The 17,656-nt window shown below is 56.2% G+C and carries 20 protein-coding genes; 5 read left to right on the top strand and 15 right to left on the bottom strand.

Annotated features, from left to right (window positions below):
* From IDH41_RS15115 to IDH41_RS15105, 3 genes are read right to left on the bottom strand one after another with little or no spacing between them, the layout of a single operon-like run.
* Nucleotides 1-603: a hypothetical protein gene (locus IDH41_RS15115; protein ID WP_190862421.1), complete on the bottom strand. Its 603-nt coding sequence runs from the start codon at nucleotides 601-603 to the stop codon at nucleotides 1-3.
* A 22-nt stretch (nucleotides 604-625) separates the two neighbouring features.
* A complete protein-coding gene (locus IDH41_RS15110) occupies nucleotides 626-1,324 on the bottom strand; it encodes a hypothetical protein (protein WP_190862419.1) in 699 nt (232 codons plus the stop codon).
* Complete coding sequence (locus tag IDH41_RS15105) at nucleotides 1,321-1,869, bottom strand: sigma-70 family RNA polymerase sigma factor (protein ID WP_317890754.1); 549 nt, start codon at nucleotides 1,867-1,869, stop codon at nucleotides 1,321-1,323. Before IDH41_RS15105 ends, IDH41_RS15110 begins: the two co-directional genes overlap by 4 nt.
* Before the next feature lie 151 nt (nucleotides 1,870-2,020).
* Here IDH41_RS15105 and IDH41_RS15100 point away from each other — a divergent pair, with 151 nt between their 5' ends.
* Entirely contained in the window at nucleotides 2,021-2,167 is a 147-nt protein-coding gene (locus IDH41_RS15100) for a hypothetical protein (protein WP_190862417.1), read from the top strand.
* 70 nt (nucleotides 2,168-2,237) lie between these two features.
* Here the strand turns inward: IDH41_RS15100 and IDH41_RS15095 are convergent, their stop codons facing one another.
* The 3 genes from IDH41_RS15095 to IDH41_RS15085 all read right to left on the bottom strand — a co-directional run bounded on the left by IDH41_RS15095 (nucleotide 2,238) and on the right by IDH41_RS15085 (nucleotide 5,241).
* On the bottom strand, nucleotides 2,238-2,759 hold the full coding sequence (locus IDH41_RS15095; RefSeq protein ID WP_190862415.1) for a hypothetical protein: 522 nt from the start codon (nucleotides 2,757-2,759) through the stop codon (nucleotides 2,238-2,240).
* A 47-nt stretch (nucleotides 2,760-2,806) separates the two neighbouring features.
* Nucleotides 2,807-3,907, bottom strand: coding sequence for a glucosaminidase domain-containing protein (locus IDH41_RS15090; protein WP_190862413.1), 1,101 nt, complete (start codon nucleotides 3,905-3,907; stop codon nucleotides 2,807-2,809).
* A 326-nt stretch (nucleotides 3,908-4,233) separates the two neighbouring features.
* A complete protein-coding gene (locus IDH41_RS15085; protein WP_190862411.1) occupies nucleotides 4,234-5,241 on the bottom strand; it encodes an SDR family oxidoreductase in 1,008 nt (335 codons plus the stop codon).
* Nucleotides 5,242-5,477: 236 nt separating this feature from the next.
* On the opposite strand from IDH41_RS15085, the gene IDH41_RS15080 reads away from it, so the two are divergent.
* From IDH41_RS15080 to IDH41_RS15070, 3 genes are read left to right on the top strand one after another with little or no spacing between them, the layout of a single operon-like run.
* Nucleotides 5,478-6,263, top strand: coding sequence for an SDR family NAD(P)-dependent oxidoreductase (locus IDH41_RS15080; protein WP_190862410.1), 786 nt, complete (start codon nucleotides 5,478-5,480; stop codon nucleotides 6,261-6,263).
* A gap of 21 nt (nucleotides 6,264-6,284) precedes the next feature.
* Nucleotides 6,285-7,070 carry an SDR family NAD(P)-dependent oxidoreductase gene (locus IDH41_RS15075; RefSeq protein WP_190862408.1) on the top strand — a complete coding sequence of 262 codons (786 nt, stop codon included), beginning with the start codon at nucleotides 6,285-6,287 and terminating at the stop codon, nucleotides 7,068-7,070.
* Between the two features lie 49 nt (nucleotides 7,071-7,119).
* Nucleotides 7,120-8,508, top strand: coding sequence for a mandelate racemase/muconate lactonizing enzyme family protein (locus IDH41_RS15070; protein WP_190862406.1), 1,389 nt, complete (start codon nucleotides 7,120-7,122; stop codon nucleotides 8,506-8,508).
* 66 nt (nucleotides 8,509-8,574) lie between these two features.
* On the opposite strand, the gene IDH41_RS15065 is transcribed toward IDH41_RS15070, so the two are convergent.
* From IDH41_RS15065 to IDH41_RS15045, 5 genes are all read right to left on the bottom strand, one after another.
* Nucleotides 8,575-8,736, bottom strand: coding sequence for a hypothetical protein (locus IDH41_RS15065; RefSeq protein WP_190862404.1), 162 nt, complete (start codon nucleotides 8,734-8,736; stop codon nucleotides 8,575-8,577).
* 195 nt (nucleotides 8,737-8,931) lie between these two features.
* Complete coding sequence (locus tag IDH41_RS15060) at nucleotides 8,932-9,930, bottom strand: mannonate dehydratase (RefSeq protein ID WP_190862402.1); 999 nt, start codon at nucleotides 9,928-9,930, stop codon at nucleotides 8,932-8,934.
* A 28-nt stretch (nucleotides 9,931-9,958) separates the two neighbouring features.
* On the bottom strand, nucleotides 9,959-11,299 hold the full coding sequence (locus IDH41_RS15055; protein ID WP_223829754.1) for an ABC transporter substrate-binding protein: 1,341 nt from the start codon (nucleotides 11,297-11,299) through the stop codon (nucleotides 9,959-9,961).
* Nucleotides 11,300-11,326: 27 nt separating this feature from the next.
* Nucleotides 11,327-12,157 (bottom strand): carbohydrate ABC transporter permease, encoded by an 831-nt coding sequence (locus IDH41_RS15050; protein ID WP_190862401.1) that lies wholly within the window; start codon nucleotides 12,155-12,157, stop codon nucleotides 11,327-11,329.
* A complete protein-coding gene (locus IDH41_RS15045; RefSeq protein ID WP_223829764.1) occupies nucleotides 12,154-13,026 on the bottom strand; it encodes a carbohydrate ABC transporter permease in 873 nt (290 codons plus the stop codon). Before IDH41_RS15045 ends, IDH41_RS15050 begins: the two co-directional genes overlap by 4 nt.
* 372 nt (nucleotides 13,027-13,398) lie before the next feature.
* On the opposite strand from IDH41_RS15045, the gene IDH41_RS15040 reads away from it, so the two are divergent.
* Complete coding sequence (locus IDH41_RS15040; RefSeq protein ID WP_190862397.1) at nucleotides 13,399-14,304, top strand: RraA family protein; 906 nt, start codon at nucleotides 13,399-13,401, stop codon at nucleotides 14,302-14,304.
* Nucleotides 14,305-14,354: 50 nt separating this feature from the next.
* Here IDH41_RS15040 and IDH41_RS15035 read toward each other — a convergent pair whose 3' ends face one another.
* The 4 genes from IDH41_RS15035 to IDH41_RS15020 all read right to left on the bottom strand — a co-directional run.
* On the bottom strand, nucleotides 14,355-15,527 hold the full coding sequence (locus tag IDH41_RS15035) for a helix-turn-helix domain-containing protein (protein ID WP_190862395.1): 1,173 nt from the start codon (nucleotides 15,525-15,527) through the stop codon (nucleotides 14,355-14,357).
* A gap of 41 nt (nucleotides 15,528-15,568) precedes the next feature.
* Nucleotides 15,569-16,216, bottom strand: a complete 648-nt coding sequence (locus IDH41_RS15030; protein WP_190862393.1) for a GntR family transcriptional regulator — start codon at nucleotides 16,214-16,216, stop codon at nucleotides 15,569-15,571.
* A 221-nt stretch (nucleotides 16,217-16,437) separates the two neighbouring features.
* Complete coding sequence (locus tag IDH41_RS15025; protein WP_190862391.1) at nucleotides 16,438-16,833, bottom strand: zinc ribbon domain-containing protein; 396 nt, start codon at nucleotides 16,831-16,833, stop codon at nucleotides 16,438-16,440.
* A gap of 340 nt (nucleotides 16,834-17,173) precedes the next feature.
* Nucleotides 17,174-17,656: reverse transcriptase domain-containing protein (locus IDH41_RS15020; RefSeq protein WP_263364583.1), on the bottom strand; the 483-nt coding region annotated here is incomplete at its 5' end.

Raw genomic sequence — 17,656 nt, 5'->3', positions numbered from 1 at the left:
TTATTTTTTGGCCTGCGTCAGCTTGCGGCTAGCGAACGCGATGGCCGCCAGCGCGGCAGCCGCAACGACGATGACCCAGGTCGCGACCGACCCTTTCGCAGCCGTTGACGTTTCGCCGACGGTTCCGGCATCGGCCGCCGTCGTAACCGCGACTTCCCCGGCGCCTGCCGCCGGAGCTTCGACGCTCGTCGTGCTCATCTGCTCGCCGTCCGTCGCGATTTGCAGCGTATTGTCGAGCGTGACGGCCTGGATGCCTTCGACGACCTTCACGAGCGGCGAATCGAATGCGTCGCCGAGGTAGGCGGCCTTCTCTTCGGAATAATCCAAAATGCCGATTTCGATATAATCGCCGACCGGGCCGGTATTCGTCACTTGAATGCCTTCCGCGGCGAGCTCCTCGGCGTGGTCGACGAAAACGTAAGCATCGACCTTCGCATGCAGCTCTTTCAATTCCTTGCTGGCATAGCCGTCAAGCGATTGTTCGGCAGCGGCCTGCACATGGCCGACAGCCGGACTTGCGACGACCGGCACGAAGGCGATGCTCGCGGCGATCACGACTTTTGCTGCCCAGTTTACGTTTGCCTTGCTTTTCATTGTCATCATTTTGTTTTCCTCCCGGGAATCGTTATTTGTTTTGCGCTGCGGAACTTGCCAAATCTATAGCTTCCTTTCGGGTCAAATGTCCGAGTACGGAATACTGCTTGCCGTCCATGATCCAATAAAGCGTCGTATAATCCGGTTTCAATGAATCGATGTAGCCGTCATGGCTTCCGATTTGGACGGTTTCGAGACCGGCGAACAAGTCTGCCTGAACGTTTTTGTCGATGGAATAAACGAAAGTGCGATCGCCGTTCGCATAGGTGAAGTCAAGCCGGGCGCTCAAACCTTCACCGGTCCCGCCGGCGCCGATTCGTTGCAGCTGGTACGGCTGAGGGACGTAATCCGGCAGCCGCAGCTCCTCTCCGAACATCTCTTCCGCTTCGTCTACGGTTTTTGGATCGACGGCAGCCAGCGGCGTGTTCACGTCGGGGCTGTTAAGAGGTCTATCAACTATAATCGGCGGATCCTGCGGAGTCGTATCCGTCAATTGCTGCGAAGTGAGCAGCACGAGAAACGCCGCGGCCGCCGTGATGAATCCGAGCGCCCATCGTTCGCTTCGGCGAACCCTTGCCTGAGCGGCCGGCGGCGCGGACGTCGTCCCTTCGGCGTGAATGCCGCTCCGGACGCGTGCCTTCAGCCGTTCGTCAAACTCCATGCCGGCAAAGATCGTCTCGTCGGCATCCGTTTTAAATCTCTCTCTAAGCTTCCGCTCCTCTTGATTCACGAACCAAGTCCCTCCTTCCGCAAATAATCCTCCAGCTGCGCCCTTGCCCGGTGCAGCCTGCCACGGATCGTGCCTTCCGGTACGGCGGTCGCTTCCGCGATTTCGCGGGTGCTCATGTCCAAATAATAGTACAAATACAGAACCTCTTGACTTTGTTGCGTCAGCTTAAGGACGTGCTTGAATATAAGGCTGTTGCTCATCCGCTTCAAAACCTCTTCTTCCACGCTGACGGTCTGGTTTCTCTCCATCAAGCCCGGATCGGTGGGCTGCTCCGTGAACATTTTGAGCCCGGCTTTGTCGCGGCACAGGTTGACGGTAATGCGGGTCAGCCACGTCTTCACGCTGCTGTCCCCCCGGAAGCTTGACCAGTTCCGGTACGCCCGGATAAATACCTCCTGGCTGATGTCTTCCGCCATATGTCGGTCTTTCATGTAGAAGTAAGCGGTGCGGAGCACGATGTTCCCGTACGCGGACATCATTTGCTCGAGTGCTTCAGAAGGATCCGTGGAGAAGCCTTCGCTATTGATTCGGCCGGCCAGCTTCACCGTTTTATTCACCTCCACCCTAATAGACGGGTTACGATCGAATTCCGCTTCATGCTCGCGAACAAAATTTTCGCGTTTAATTCGGGCGGCGTTGGAGAACCTATACTTGCCTCGTCGCAGAGGACATTACGTTCATACGGGAGGACTTGTCATGGCGAATAATAAGCATAAGGCGATCAAAGCCAAAAACCATTCGTTTCAAGTAAACTCCGCCGAAGCGGAGAACAACGTCGCCGGCACGACGGACCGTAACCGCAATCAGAAAGGCCACGTGCCGAACAGCCCTTCCACGGGATAGCCGGCCGCCTCCGGCTGAAACGACGAAGAGCTGTCGCCGAGGCCACAACGCCTCTACGACAGCTCTTTAATTAAGTAACCGATTCCCAGCGATGACGATTGCGTTCCAGCCGGGGGTGAAGCGGATTCGGCTCCTCGAGCAGAATGAGCCTGATCTTGCCGATCCATTCCTCGAAGGAAGAATAGGATGCGAATTGATTGGCCGTCTCTCCCGTCAGCAGCAGGAAGGCCGGTAACGGGTACGATTCCGTCAAGTGCCGAAGCGCGGCATCGATTGGCGTATATTTTTTCCGCTTTGCCTCCAGGCGCTCGATGACGATGTCCGCTCCGCCTTGTTCCTTCTTCCATTCAAACAGCTTATCTTCCCGTTTATATAAAGCGCTGACCGGCTCCTTCGACATCCGCTTAACCGTTTGCTCATGCAGCGGATACAGAACGAGCTTGGCGAATGAGCGTTCCCTCGTAATGGATGCGGCCATATCCAGCTCGCGTCCGGAAATATGCTCGAATGAATCGTAGAAAATAATCGTTCCTTTTCGAATGTCCGCCTCGGGCTCGAAGCCGAACGGAACTTTTTGCGCGATATCGCTCATGGATTTCGTTTCTCCTCTTGCTCGTCGGTCATCCTTATTGTGCCTCGCTATAGCTTATTGTAATCGCGTTTCATAATATTTTTCACGAGACCGGACCACTTGGAATTGGCAGGACAATATTTCTTCGCGACCTTCTCGATCGTCTTCAGCCCTTTGCCGACGTAATGCTTGGCGATAAGCTGCCCGAATCGCCGCACGCTGTCCGCTTTCGTCTCGAAGCTGAACGCCTTATTATACTTGTCGCCGTCGATCGCGTTCAAGCCGAACAAGTTATTTTTTTTCTTGGCGATCGTGCTCTTGCCGTTGCCGCTCTCCAGCTTCATGACCGCAATCGTGAAGTAGGCGTTAATGCCGTATTCGTCCTCGATTTCCAAAATCGCCTGCTCCAGATCGTGTCCGGCCAGCTCCGTTCCTTCGAACATCCGGGCGATATGCTCCTCCGTCAGGCCGGAATCGGAGGCGACGACCGAAGACGGCTCGCTTGGCTCGCTCGGGGCGGAGACTTCGGGCTTCGGAACAATATTCTTGACCTGCGGCACTGGCGCGGCCGCCCGTTGTACGGCCGGATTCGACCTCGAGGCGCTATAGGCCAGCGTTTGCACCTCGCCCTTCTCCTTCTTCTCGGCGTACTTGCCGTTAACGTAGCCCTCGCCCTGCAGCTCGAGCCAGCCGCCCGCTGTCTGCGACTTGACCTCAAGGCGCGTTCCCATCTCCACGACCTTTATAATTTTGGATTCCGGGTTCGGCTCCGTCCGGACGTTTAAGTAATAAGCGGTAACCTCGTATGTATGGATCGGCGGTTCCTTCGCCGTTTCTTTTTGTTCGTGAATTTGCACGGGGGGTTGAACGACCGTATGCGCATCGGGCTCGGCTTCGGATCCGGCATCCGTGCTGGCTGCAGGTTTGAGTTCGGAATCGGCTATGCCGTCGCCGGCGGCCGGTTCGGAGGTTGGCGCGACGACCGGTTCCGTCTGCGGTACCGGTTGAAGCGAATTCGCTAGTGGCAGCATGCCCGGAAGCGCCGCGTGAGCGACGGGGACGCTCAGCTGCTTCGGCTCATGCAGCGGCCGAACGTTCATGCCGAGCGTTACGATTAACGAAATGATAAGCAAATAAACGAATAATAGTTGATTCCACTTTTTTCGCATGTTTATACCTCTCCCTTAATGTTGATGAAAAATTCCGGTACAACTTAAGTTAGACGGCAGCATAAAGGCATGTTTTTTCGTGGACGGTCTGTGTTGAGTATATGTAAGACATTCCTTCAAAAGACGAGTCATTATTCGGTTTTCGATCGAAAATGCGGTTTATGAGAAAATTCAAATGTTCCGCGGCGGCCTGATTGCGGCTTTCGACCCCAGTTTTGAAGCAAAGAAAGAAGCTGCCTCAAAGGTCAGATGATGACCCTCGAGACAGCTCCTATTCAACTAGCGTCTATCGCGGCTTTGAAATGATATCCCGTGCTGCGTTTGCATTAGTTTTTGAAACCGGCAGCATGCGCGGCGATGATCGCATCCATCCGATTGTTCCATTCCTCGTCCTCCGTGCAGCACTCGGGATGGGCTTCGAACCAGGCGACCGTGCGCTTGATGCCTTCGCGGAAAGGCACCGTCGCTTCGAACTCGGGCACGAGCCCCTTGATCTTCCGGTTGTCGAAGACGCTCGTCACCGCTTTGTCCCCGAGCAGCCCGCCCTCCAGATCCGGATCGTGCGAAATCAGAAACGCCGACGAAATATGGACGAGCTTCGGCTTCGCGCCGGCCGCTTCGCCGATCGCTTCGTAAATTTGGTTCCAAGTGAGCACCTCGTCGGACGTAATATGATACGCCTCGCCGATCGCTTCCTCCCTGCCGAGCAGGCCGACGAACCCTTTCGCAAAATCGGTATTGTGCGTCATCGTCCAGAGCGACGAGCCGTCGCCGTGCACGATGACGGGCCGTCCCTTGCGCATGCGGGCGACGATCGACCACGGATGCAGCCAGCTGTTCAGAGCGGCCGGAATCATCGTATCGCCATAAGTGAACGAAGGCCTCACGATCGTTACCGGGAAGCCCGAGCGCTCCCGCTCTTCCATGAGCAGCCTCTCGCAAGCGATTTTATCGCGGGAATACTGCCAATAGCGATTCTCAAGCGGCGTGGAATCCTCGGTAATGATATAATGCTCCGGCGGCTTCTGGTAGGCGGACGCGGAGCTGATGAAGACATACTGCTTCGTCCGGCCGCGGAAAAGTTCGATATCCGCCCGTACATGCTCTTGCGTGAAGGCGATCCAATCGACGACGACGTCGAACTGCCGGCCCTCTAGCGCAGCGGAGGCCGAGCGCGGATCCCGGATATCCCCGGTAATGACCTTGGTGCCTTCCGGCACGAACGACTCCCTGTTGCCCCGATTTAATAAATACAGCTCGTGGCCCTTTTCTACCGTGAGCTTCGAGACGGCTTCGCTGATCAAGCCCGTCCCGCCGATAAATAACACCTTCATGACGATTAGCTCCTCTCTCCATTAACAGCTATTGCCAATCCTGCAATTGTTCAATTCATAGTACCACATCCGCCATTCGGTGAAAAATAGAAGATGATAGCCATCCCTCCGCCCACACATTGCAAAAAATCAAACAAAATCATAACTTTGCGGCATCGCCAAGGTCCCTTCCCTCTTACTAAGATTAGGCTATGCGTTATTGTCGTTAACCTATCGCTGCGTCTTGGAGGGGATCTATGAAACTGCAAAATAAAGTCGTATTCGTTACGGATGCGGACAACGAAGTCGGCAAATCTGTCGTGAAGCGTTTGTCGGAAGAAGGCGCCAGCCTTATCCTGAACAGTGGGTCGGGAGGCGGCGCGCTTGCCGGCGAGCTGGCGGATATCCGGGAAGCGGGACGGCAGGCGCTCGTCGTGAACGTCGATCTGAGCAGCGGCGAGGAAGTCGCCGACATGCTGGCAGCGGCGGAGGAGGCGCTTGGCTCGGTGGACGTGCTCGTCCACAACCAAGCTCTCGTACGCAAGGCGTCCGTCGAAACTTGCGAGGAAGCGCTGTTTCTCGAGAGCTTGAAGATCAACGCCAAGACGGCGTTCTTCTGCACCCGGGCGGTCGGCCGCCAGATGCAGCGGAAGCAGGCCGGCAGCATTATTTACGTGTCTTCCATCCATGCCGAGAAGCCGACGGGCTCGTCCTTCGCCTTCAGCGTCTCGAAGGGCGCGGTCAAGATGCTTGCGAAGGAGGCCGCGCTCGTGCTCGGCCGAAGCGGCGTCCGCGTCAACACGATCGAGCTCGGGCCGCTTGACGGACGCGAGGACGGCGAGCTGTTCGGGAGCGATTTCTCGACCTTGTACCGCGATTACGAGTATAAAGTGCCGAATGCGTCTCTCGGCACCTCGGACGATCTGGCCGAGCTCGTACTGTTTCTATCCACGGACGGCAGCCGCTACGTCAACGGATCGGATATCCGGCTCGACGGCGGCTTCCTGCTGCACTACATGAATCACAAGATGAAACGCCCATAACCGCCCGCACGGAGGTGTGACATGAGTATTGCAGGCAAAATCGCGCTCGTAACCGGAGCGGGAACGGGGATCGGCCAAGGCGTGGCCGTCGAGCTCGCGCGACGCGGCGCCAAGGTCGCCGTCCATTACAATCGGAGCGACGCCGGCGCCCGGAATACGCTCAGCCGGATCGAATCGATCGGCGGCGAAGGCTGTCTCGTGCAGGCGGACGTCGCGCGCAAGGAGGACATCGACCGAATGGCCGAGGCCGTCGCCGACCGGTTCGGCGGCATCGACGTTCTCGTCAACAATGCGGCGCTTCAGCTCAACTACGATTTTTTCGAGCATGACGAGGATTCCTTCGACCGGATGATGAACATTAATTTAAAGGGATACTTGCAGTGCATCCAGGCGGTCGTCCCCTACATGAAGACGAAGCGGTCCGGCCGGATTATCGTTATCTCCTCCGTCCACAGCAAGCGGCCGACCGATTTCGACGCCGTCTATGCCATGACGAAGGGCGGCATTCGGATGCTTGCCCGGGAGAGCGCGATCGAGCTGGCGAAATACGGCATCACGGTCAACGCGATCGAGCCCGGCGCCGTCGATGTCGGCAAGCAGAGCGTCAGGGAATCGAAGCCGATATTGTCCGAGGAGGAACGCGAGAGACAAAAGCATGCCAGAAGCTCCATCCTCGACAAATTCCCTCTCGGAAGGGTCGGCAAACCGCTGGACGTGGCGAATCTCGTCGCCTTTATCGCATCGGATGAAAGCGAATTCATGACAGGTTCCTCCATTCGGCTCGACGGAGGCAGCATGCTGCTATAACGGACAATGGCTTAGGGCATTCCCAATACGGATCAAGGAGTGATTTTGCATGACCAATCATCCAGCCTATGAAGAAACGCTTGCCCACGTGAATACGAATTCCCGCCCGTCGGAGCTGCGAATTACCGATATTCGCTTCGCCGACATCGTCGGCGCCCCGTTCCACAGCAGCTTGATCAAGGTGTATACGAATCAGGGGCTCGTCGGCTTCGGCGAGGTGCGGGACGGCGCGGACAAAGTATACGCGCAAATGCTGAAGGGCCGGCTGCTCGGCGAAAATCCGTGCAACATCGATAAGCTGTTCCGCCGCATCAAGCAGTTCGGCGGCCACGCCCGCCAGGGCGGCGGCGTCAGCGGGCTGGAAATCGCTTTGTGGGACTTGGCGGGCAAAGCGTACGGCATCCCGATCTACCAGATGCTCGGCGGCAAGTTCCGCGACAAAATCCGGATGTACTGCGATACGGAGGTGGTCGGCAAGGACACGGGCACGGCGATGGGCCTCGCGCTGCAGAAGCGGATGGAGCAAGGGTTCTCGTTCCTGAAGATGGATCTCGGCATCGGCCAGATCATTAACGAGCCCGGCACCTTAAGCGCGCCGATCGGCTTCCTGGAGGAAATGCGCAGCCTATCCAAGAAGCGCTACCGCTCGAATAACGAAAACTTGACGGAGGACGAAATCCGCGACATCCGGAACCGGCACTACGACATTTACAACATCGCCCATCCGTTTACCGCGATCCACGTAACGGAGAAAGGTCTCGATATGCTGGAGCAGTACGTCGCGGACGTCCGCGCGGTCATCGGCTACGAAGTGCCGCTCGCCGTCGACCACTTCGGCCATATCGGGCTTGAGGACTGCATCAAGCTCGGCCGGCGCGTCGACAAGTACAACCTGGCCTGGATGGAGGATATGCTGCCGTGGCAGTATACCGAGCAGTACGCGAAGCTGGCGCGGTCGGTCACGACGCCGATCTGCACGGGCGAGGATATTTATTTGAAGGAAAACTTCAAGCCGCTGCTCGAAGCGGGCGGCGTATCGGTTATCCATCCCGACGTGCTGACGACCGGCGGCATTCTGGAGACGAAAAAAATCGGCGACATGGCCCAGGACTACGGCGTCGCCATGGCGATTCATATGGCGGAGAGCCCGATCGCCTGCCTCGCGGCGGCCCATGTGGCGGCGGCGACCGAAAACTTCCTGGCGCTCGAGTACCATTCCTGCGAGGTGCCGTGGTGGGACGACATCATCGTAAGCGGCAAGCTTCCGAAGAAGCTGGTCCAGAACGGATTCATCCACATGACGGACGCGCCGGGTCTCGGCATCGACGACTTGAACGACGAAGTTCTCGCCCAGCATGTTCACCCGCATATCAAGGGACTATGGGAGTCGACCGACAACTGGAACCAGTTCTACTCCAACGATCGGCTGTGGAGCTAGCAAGCGTCCATACAAGAAGAGCGGAATGCGAATTAAGCATTCCGCTCTTTCCTATTTTTTATTATGTTACGACGCAGGCTGCGAACCGCTCTGCTTTCCTTCGTCCGCCTTCTCCATGCAGCCGAAGCAGATCAAGCTTTTGTCCTCCAGCACGATGCCGTCGAGAAATCCGTCGAAACAATAGATATCGTGTCCGCATGCCTTGCAGCTGCCTACAAGCTCCCTCATCCGCGACTCTCCTTCCCGTTCGGTATTGCCTCCGGCATCGTCTTTCATCGTAGACGAAGCAGAGCGCGAACCACTCTTTCTTCTATTATATGGCGCCTACAGCCAATCACAAGCGGAAAAGCCGCCCGCGAGGTTCTTGACCCTCGCGCGCGGCTTCGTCGTTGACTGCTCCGTTGATCCCATTCACTGTTCCCGTTATGATTTGGAAGCCTCTTCCACCCTACGCGCCGCAATGCTTGCCGCGGCTGCTTCCATCAGCCCCCGGATGTAGCCGATGCCGTATAGACGGCCAAGCGTCTCATAGCCGGGATTCGAGTTGTCCTCGCCTTCCATCGTCGGGACATGGTCCGGTCTCGCCGGACCGTCGAAGCCGACCTCGTAGTACGCTTGCATCGCCTCGAGCATATTCGTCTTCCCGTCGTCATGGAACGTTTCCTCGAACTTCTCGGGCGTTCCGCGAACGTCGCGGAAGTGGACGAAAAACATTTTGTCCTGCTTCGCGAAATGGCGGATCGTGCCCGGAATGTCGTCCCCTGCCGTCGCCAGCGTGCCTTGGCACAACGTAATGCCGTTGCATGGGCTCGGAACGAGATCGATCGCTTTCTGAAGCAACGCCGCGCTGCGGAGAATCCGCGATACGCCGCGGATCGGCGTAATCGGCGGATCATCCGGATGGAGCGCGAGCTTCACTTTCGCCTGCTCCGCCACGGGAACGATTTGCTCCATGAAGTAATGAAGATTTTCCCACAGCTGCATTTCCGTCACGATGCCGGCTTCGGTGAGCGGCGCGTCCTTCATCAGGCTGTGATCGTAGCTCGATACGAGCGCGCCGCCGCGCGTGCGGGTCGTCGTCGACGTGCGGAACCAGTTGAACTGGGCCATGAAGTTATAGCATAGAACGGGAATGCCCGCGGCGCCCATGTTCAGAATAAAGTTCTGGAACTGCTCGATCTCCTTGTCGCGTCCCGCCGTGCCAAGCTTGATTTCGTTGCTCGGCGGCATCGATTCGATGACGGCGAGCTCGAGGCCGAAGTCCGCGAACCGCTGCTTCATGCGGATGAGCGGCATCAAATCCCACGGCTTCTCGTGCTTCTCCTCCCAAGGGAGCCCTCCGACGGCATGATCGACGCCAAGCTGCTTGGCCAGATGCCAGAGCCGGCCCGGCTGGGACGGGAATACTTCCGCTAGTTTCATGAACGAACGCACCTCTCTCCTTCGTTAATCAGCCTCCGGCTTTCGCCGCAAGCTCCTTGCCCATTTTGTCGATTTTCTCGAACGCTTCTTCGATCGATTGCTGGCCGAATGATACAGCTTCCATTTCCTTCCTGTACGTATCGACCCATTCGGAGAAGCCGGCGGCCGGCGAATAGAACGGCAACGCTTTGTCGAGCGACAGATCGTAAATTTGCTTGCCGAGCTTATCCTTGTCCTCCAAGGTAGGCTCAAGCTCCGCATAAATTTCCGGATTGATCGGAATGCCGCGGGTCGTGCCCAGCGCCTGGCCGGCTTCCTTGTCTTCGATGAACCATTTCACGAATTTTTTCGCTTCATCTTTGTTTTTGGAGTTGGCGCTAACGCTCAGGAAAATCGTCGACTGCGCCCAGCCGCCTCCGGCCGGTCCCGTCGGAAGGTTCACGACGCCGACCTTGCCGGGCATCAGCTGCTCCAGGGCGCCGACCGAGCCGGTCGTTGCGCCCCTCGTCATGACGACGCCGGAAGCCATCGGATCGGCTTGCGGATCGTTCTCAAGGAAGGCGGAGGCTTTCTCGGCCGGCGGCACGATTTGATCTTTGCGGAACTCCTCGTACGTCTGATAAAACTTCATGAACAAATCTTTATCGAGCGTGAACGTCTTGCCTCCGTCGGACATGATCGGCGGCTTGCCCATCGCGGTCTGGTAATAGTTGAAGCCGTCCCAGGTCGAGGTGTCCCCGATCGGATATTTGCCTTCCGGCAGCTTCGCGCGCGCGTCGCGCGCCCACTGGAAGAACTCGTCGTACGTCCAGTCCTTATGCGGATGCGGGATGCCGTATTGGTCGAGCTCGACTTTGTTGAATGCAAGCCCCTGCGCGTTCTGGCTGAGCGGAATGCCGTACAGCTTGCCGTCGATGGACAGATTCTCGATGACGCTCGGATCGACGATGCCGCTCAGGTCGATGTCGGACAAGTCCTCGAGCTGGCCTCTGGCCACGTATTCCTGAATGTACGCGGCATCCATCTGCAGGACGTCCGTAATCGTCTTCGACGCGGCCAGCGTCGGCAGCTTCTGCCAGAAGGCGTCCCATGCCATGAATTCGGGCTTGAACGTGACGCCCGGATTTTGCTTCGTATAAATTTCAAGCGCCTTCTGCGTCGCTTCGTGCCTTGCGTCCGTTCCCCACCACATGATGCTGAGCGTCGTATCGCCGGCCGGCGCGTCGCTCTCCCCGGAGCCGTTGCCCGTGCCCGCGTTCTCCCCGTTCCCTCCATTTCCGCCTCCGCCGCTGCAAGCCGATAAGACAAGCATGGCGGCCAGCATCGTAAGGCCCAAGCTTTTTGTGAAGCCCGTCATTTTCATAGACATCCCCTTCTCCCTTTTATTGTGCTGCCGCTAACCTTTCAAGCCGGTTGTAGCGATTCCTTCGACGAAATGCTTCTGCGCAAAGAAAAAGATGATGACCGAAGGAAATATCGAGAGCAGGGACATCGCAAGCAATTGCCCCCACTGGATATCGAATTGATCGATGAACATCCTAAGCGCCAGGCCCACCGTAAATTTGTCGACGGAGCTTAAGTAGAGCACTTGGGCGAAGAAATCGTCCCAGCTCCATATGAAGGTGAAGATGGCGACCGTCACAAGCGCCGGTTTGAGCAGCGGCAGGATGACCCGCCAAAAGATGCCGTACACGCTTGCGCCGTCGATCGTCGCCGCTTCGTCCAAATCGCGCGGAATGCCGCGTATAAATTGCACGAGCAGGAAGATAAAGAACGCGCCGCCGCCGAAAAAGTGCGGGAGAACAAGCGGCACGTAGCTGTCGACGAAGCCGAGCTTGTTGAACAAAATGTACTGGGGCACGACCGTTACCTGCCCCGGAAGCATCATCGTGAGCAGCAATATCGAGAACCAGAAGCCTCTCAGCTTGAAGCTTAGCCTTCCGAAGCCGTAAGCGACGATCGCGGCCGTCGCGACGCCTCCGAGCACGTTGCCCAGCTCCATGAGCAGCGTGTTGCCGAAGAAATGGGCGAACGTATAATCGGCCGAGAAGTGCCAGCCCTTCGAGTAGTTCTCCCACATCGGCGTCGACGGCCACAGGGTCGGGAGGCTAAGCTCCTCCGTTTTTTTGAGCGAAGCGCCTGCCCACCAAATAACCGGATACAGCATGAGCAAGGAAAACGCCGTCAGGAGAAAATGGTTCGTCAGCTTGGAACGAAGCGTGCTCATTTCGTTTTCCCTCCGTCCGACTCGTAGAATACCCAGTAGCGCGATGCCGCGAAGTTAATCAGGGTAAGCAAGGCAACGATGGAGAGCAGAATCCATGCGAGCGCGGACGCGTAGCCCATCTGATAATGCTTGAACGCCTTCTCGTACAGGAACATCGCGTACATGTAGGTTGAATTGATCGGTCCGCCCTTCGTGATAATGAACGCGGACGTGAACGTCTGGAACGAGCCGATAATGCCGAGTACGAGGTTGAAGAACATGACGGGCGACAGCATCGGCAGCGTAATGCTGATGAATTTCCTGATCTTGCCCGCGCCGTCCACGGACGCCGATTCGTAGAGCTCCTGCGGAACCTGCTTCAGGCCGGCCAGGAAAATAACCATCGTCGAGCCGAACTGCCACGTATTGAGCAGAATCAGCGTGCCGAGCGACGTGTCGGGATTCGAAATCCAGCCAACGCCCTCGATGCCGAACCAGGCAAGCACCTGATTGATATAGCCGTCCAGCCCGAACATATTCCGCCAGAGCGCCGCAACCGCGATGCTGCCCCCGATAAGGGACGGGAAGTAAATGGCGGTCCGGTACAGATTCATTCCTCTTAGGTTTTTGTTCAGCGCAAGCGCGACCATCAGGGAGAAAAACAGCTTGAGCGGCACCGAGAACAAAACGAACATGAACGTAACGGACAGCGATTTCGTAAACGTCGCGTCGTCCGTAAAGATTTTGGCGTAATTGCTCGTACCGGTCCATACCGGGTCTTCCAGCAGCGAATATTCGGTAAAGGACAAATAAAGGGATTGCGCGATCGGCCAAAGCGTAAGCAAGATGAACCCGATCAACCAAGGCGAAATAAAGATGTAGCCCGCCAGCTGATGTCCCTTCGCGCTGGCGCGCTTCGGCTTCGAGGGCGTTGTCGCCGGGCCGGTTCCTGCCGCTTTCTCTGCAGTCACTCCAATAGCCTCCTCCTCCTTCTCGTTTCGCGTGTTAGCTGTTGTCGTCCGCCAAAACGGATCCACACGCTTGAAGCATGGTGTGTTCTTACTTTAAACGAAAGCGGTTTCACGATTGAAGGAGACATTTTTACGAAATGGTTTGATTTTATATAGTGTGAAAAATTCATACAGAACGATGAAAATGCCTTAAGAAAGTCGCATCGACAAACGGTCCCCCATCCTTAACAATAGGACGTAGAACGGCTAACGCGTTAGCCAAGACCCCATTTAACGGAAGAGGTGCTTCAGATGAAATTTGATAATCCGGAAGATATAATCCAGCTTACGCCGCATTGGAAGGGCGAACGATTTCCGAACGGGCGTCCGAAGGTCGACGGCGACATCCTTCGCCGCATGCGGAAAATTACGCTGGAAGAAGCATGGGGACCGCTCTGGCACAGAGGCTATACGTTTCAGTTCGAAGGCGATTTCAAAATCATCCACCCGAACAAGGTGATGGTCGGCCGGGCGGTGACGGCCGTTATGGTGCCGAAGCGGCCCGATCTGCACGAGACGCTGCTGCAATACGGCCACGAGCAGGAAGATCGGAAAGGCTTCTTCAATCAGTGGGTGATCGATACGCTGGTGGAGGACGACGTCGTCGTCGTGGACATGTTCGACAAAGTCCATCTGGGCACGTACGTCGGAGGCAATCTGTCCACGGCGATCTCCACGCGCACGAAGCGCGGCGGCGCCGTCATCTGGGGCGGCATTCGGGACAACCAGCAGGTCGTGGAGATCGACAATATTAACGTATTCTACCGCGGCAGCGATCCGACCGCGATCGCCGACGTCACGATGGTCGGCATGAACACGCCGACGAGAATCGGCAAAGCGATCTGCATGCCCGGCGACGTCGTGCTCGGCACGCCTTCCGGCGTCATCTTCATCCCTCCCCACCTTGCCGAGCTGACGGTCGTGCAGGCGGAGAAGGCGCAGGTGCGAGACGTGTTCGGCTTCGTGAGGCTGAGGGACAGCGTCTATTCGACCGCGCAAATCGACGCGGCCTGGGACGTCGACCTATGGACGGACTTCATCAACTGGTTCGAGACCGACGAGGCGGCCGCGGAATACCGTCACCTGACGTGGACGAAGGAGCTGGAAGACGCGCGCAACGCCCAGCGAAGCGGACCGCAAAGCGACGTTCGGCTGTAAAATCAAAAGGGCTCCGGGCATGCGCGATGCCGCCGGAGTCCTTTTTTGGCTTATTTGCTGACCGATTCCCGGTACTCGCTCGGGGACAGGCCGACCTTCTTCTTGAAGATCTGGCTGAAATAACGCGGATCCTGGTACCCGACCTTCTCCGCGACCTCGTAGTTTTTGTAATGCGTGCTTCTCAGCATGTCTTTCGCTTTATTGATCCGGATGTCGGTTAAGTGCTCGATGAACGTCTTGCCGGTGTTCGTCTTGAACAGCAGGCTGAGATAGGTCGGCGTCATATACACCTTCTGCGCGACGCTCTGCAGCGACGCGTACCGGCATTCCTGCTCCATGTGCAAAATCGTCTTCTTGATGATGCTCCGGTGGCTTTCCTTCTGGTTGTGGGAGAGCACGTCCTTCAGACCCGCCAGGAAGCGGATGACGTATTGCTTGATCTCTTCGAGCGTCGCGAGCTTCACGATCGACATGACGTCGAACCGTTCGTACGGGCTGACGTTTTCCGTTTCGGCAAGCGCCCTCTTCTCCAAGCTTACCAGCAGACGAACCGTCAAATCGTATACGCTTTGGATGTCGACGGGTCCCTTCGCGAGCACGAATTCGTAGAAGAGCCGCACCGCGTTTTCGATGTCGGCCCCTCCCTCCGACGCTTTGAACGCGTCATACAGCTCCTTCTCCTTATCCGCCGGATAGCCCGGAAGCGTTTCGTAACGGCCTAGCTCGCTTTCGTAAATGATTTTTCCCGTTCCCCGGTAAAATTTATATTGCAGCGCGATAGCGGCTTGCCGGTATGAATGGCGAATGTCGTACAGATGGCTGCACGGCTTGCCTACCCCGATGTTGAACGGCTGCTGGAAACGGTTGCTCAGCATCGCCTGGATTTTGGGCAGCCTCTCCTTCGAAACCCAGGAGAACAGCAGGCCGAGCCTGCCCGCCTCGTCGAGAAAGACGATGCTTCCATCCGTCAATTGCTGCTGCAGGTAATCGCGCATCCGTTCCATGTCGAGCATTCTCTCGTGTTCGTCTTCGAACCTTGCGGCCGGTTCCAATAAAGCAAGCGCGGGGAACGTATAATACGGATTCAGCCTCAGGCGCGAGAGGCTCTCCTTCAAGTCGGTCTTCACGCTTCGGCGTTCCTCCGAGACCAGATTGCGGAGAAACCGGTCTCTCATCCATGTCAGAATAACATCCTCTTTGAACAATAATTCCTCGTTTAGCATGCTCCATGTCCCCTTTTGTAAGGATTATGACGAGATGCGAACTAATTGAGATGAATCATTTTGTAAGAGCGCATATGCTCGATGAACGCTTCCTCCGTCGCATCCGAATTGCCCGTTCTCAGCACGTCGACGAGGCGCATATGCCAGTCGGCAAGCCCGTCCGTCGAAAAATGCCGGTTCGAAATGGCCATGAACCGCATCACCTTCAGCTTCATCTGGTTCCATAGCTCGAGAATCATGTGATTGTCGCAGCGTTTGTAAAAAAAGCCGTGAAACTCCATGTCCAGCTCCAGAATTGCAAGCAGATCGTTCGCCAGATGCGCCTCATGCATACGCCTCGTGACGCTCTCGAGGTAGCCGTAGTCCTCCGCCTTCATGCCGAGCATCGATTGCCTGACCGCGTAGCCTTCAATGATCTCGCGAAGGACGAAGACGTCTTTGATCTCTTTGGCCGTGATGTCGGAGACGACCGAGCCTTTGTTCGGAATGCCGGTAATGAACCCGGTCTGCTTGAGCCGCTCCAACGCTTCCCGGACGGGCGCTTGGCTGATTTGAAATTTTTTCGCGATATCGAGCACGAGCAGCCGGGTGCCGGGCTGAAGCTCGCCTGCCAAAATATCTTTTTTCAACGTCGTAAAAACCTGCTCGCTGATCGAATGGATTGTCGCGATTGGCGATTTCTCCTGCATCGAACTCACGTCTCCGTTTCCATTATCGATTATCGATAATATCGTTTATAAAAGAAAGCGCTCCCAGAACGCCATAAAAAAATTCGTCAACTGTCCTCCTTCGTTATTATCGATTATCGATAATCCGTTGCACAGCTTTATTATAGCCCGCTCTTCGCGGAATGACAACGGAGAATCCTGTCGAATTCCGGCAAATGAGCGATTTCTCATGAGCGTCGGCGTCAGCCGCCGAACATCAGATCAAGCACCGTGCCGAGCTCGCCGGTCTTCTTCCCCCTCAGAATGTTCGGATTATAGATCTCGACGAAGCCGCATCGCAGGCATGATACGAATAAATAATGATGATGCTGGATGTCGAACAGCTTGCTCAGCCCCGCGCCCGTCATGGCCGTCTCCTGAATATCACATTCGTCATGGCCGCATTTCGCGCAGGCGAAACGGCTCGCGATCATCGCTTCTATGTCCCGCTCATCCTGTTCGTATTCGGAGGCAGACGATCCGTTAACATCGCTTTCGCTTGAAGGCGACAGATGTTCGGGCAATATTTCATGGCGGCATGCCGGGCAAATCTCGTCAACGGGCACTATTCGGCTGCCGCACCAAGGACATTCGATCATTTCACTCCTCCTCTCGACTTGAGAACTTCATTTCATTAACTAGGCGAAAGATTAATCTAGTTAATGAAATTCGATGCGTCATTAAACCAAATTATACCACAGCCTCGAGAAGAATCGAGTAGGCCTATGCGCTTGCGCATAGGCCTCTCACAGATCCGGACGTGCGGGTCGTCGCATCCGGCTCCTCCATGATTATCCCCGCTGGGGATGAAGATCCTTGCAAATCAAATAGAGACTACAAAGTCCGATTTCTTCAAACCATTTATTCGGCATCGCATATTGCGCATAGGTGGACCGCGAACTCCGCCATGCTGTCATGCGGAGGCCCGGCATGTCGTGGTTATCCCAGCCCTTTCTTCGCATAAAACACAAATGTCTCCTTCTTACTGTTGACGATTTTCGTTTTCTCCGGATGAACCTTCAGTCCCATTTCTCTTTCCAACAGTTTAACGACAGACTTCAGAACGCGCTCTGCGCCCTTCTGCGTTTTACAACAGATGACAAAGTCATCCGCGTATCGCGTCAGCCTATGTCCTCTCTCGGTCATCGCTTGATCGAGCGGGTGGAGATAGATATTGGCTAGAAGAGGACTGATGACTCCACCCTGCGGCGTTCCTTGTTCGTTAAGGTGGAAGCTTCCATCTTCCAGAATGCCAGCTTTCAGAAATTTCTCGATTAAGGACAGTACACTGCCGTCTGTTACCGTCTCTTTGACCATACCAATGAGTTTCTCATGCGGGATCGTGTCGAAGTACGATTTCAGGTCGGCATCAATGACGTACCGATAGCCGTCATCCAAGTCCTTTCTGATCTTCTGAAGAGC

Origin of the sequence: Paenibacillus arenilitoris (genome assembly GCF_014705655.1) — a bacterium.
GTDB classification, from domain to species: domain Bacteria; phylum Bacillota; class Bacilli; order Paenibacillales; family Paenibacillaceae; genus Pristimantibacillus; species Pristimantibacillus arenilitoris.
This window is presented reverse-complemented; position numbering and strand designations above follow the sequence as displayed.

Coding starts and splice junctions, on each gene's coding strand:
- IDH41_RS15115 (WP_190862421.1), bottom strand. CDS start 603: ATGATGACAATGAAAAGCAAGGCAAACGTAAACTGGGCAGCAAAAGTC.
- IDH41_RS15100 (WP_190862417.1), top strand. CDS start 2,021: ATGGCGAATAATAAGCATAAGGCGATCAAAGCCAAAAACCATTCGTTT.
- IDH41_RS15095 (WP_190862415.1), bottom strand. CDS start 2,759: ATGAGCGATATCGCGCAAAAAGTTCCGTTCGGCTTCGAGCCCGAGGCG.
- IDH41_RS15090 (WP_190862413.1), bottom strand. CDS start 3,907: ATGCGAAAAAAGTGGAATCAACTATTATTCGTTTATTTGCTTATCATT.
- IDH41_RS15085 (WP_190862411.1), bottom strand. CDS start 5,241: ATGAAGGTGTTATTTATCGGCGGGACGGGCTTGATCAGCGAAGCCGTC.
- IDH41_RS15080 (WP_190862410.1), top strand. CDS start 5,478: ATGAAACTGCAAAATAAAGTCGTATTCGTTACGGATGCGGACAACGAA.
- IDH41_RS15075 (WP_190862408.1), top strand. CDS start 6,285: ATGAGTATTGCAGGCAAAATCGCGCTCGTAACCGGAGCGGGAACGGGG.
- IDH41_RS15070 (WP_190862406.1), top strand. CDS start 7,120: ATGACCAATCATCCAGCCTATGAAGAAACGCTTGCCCACGTGAATACG.
- IDH41_RS15065 (WP_190862404.1), bottom strand. CDS start 8,736: ATGAGGGAGCTTGTAGGCAGCTGCAAGGCATGCGGACACGATATCTAT.
- IDH41_RS15060 (WP_190862402.1), bottom strand. CDS start 9,930: ATGAAACTAGCGGAAGTATTCCCGTCCCAGCCGGGCCGGCTCTGGCAT.
- IDH41_RS15055 (WP_223829754.1), bottom strand. CDS start 11,299: ATGTCTATGAAAATGACGGGCTTCACAAAAAGCTTGGGCCTTACGATG.
- IDH41_RS15050 (WP_190862401.1), bottom strand. CDS start 12,157: ATGAGCACGCTTCGTTCCAAGCTGACGAACCATTTTCTCCTGACGGCG.
- IDH41_RS15040 (WP_190862397.1), top strand. CDS start 13,399: ATGAAATTTGATAATCCGGAAGATATAATCCAGCTTACGCCGCATTGG.
- IDH41_RS15035 (WP_190862395.1), bottom strand. CDS start 15,527: ATGCTAAACGAGGAATTATTGTTCAAAGAGGATGTTATTCTGACATGG.
- IDH41_RS15030 (WP_190862393.1), bottom strand. CDS start 16,216: ATGCAGGAGAAATCGCCAATCGCGACAATCCATTCGATCAGCGAGCAG.
- IDH41_RS15025 (WP_190862391.1), bottom strand. CDS start 16,833: ATGATCGAATGTCCTTGGTGCGGCAGCCGAATAGTGCCCGTTGACGAG.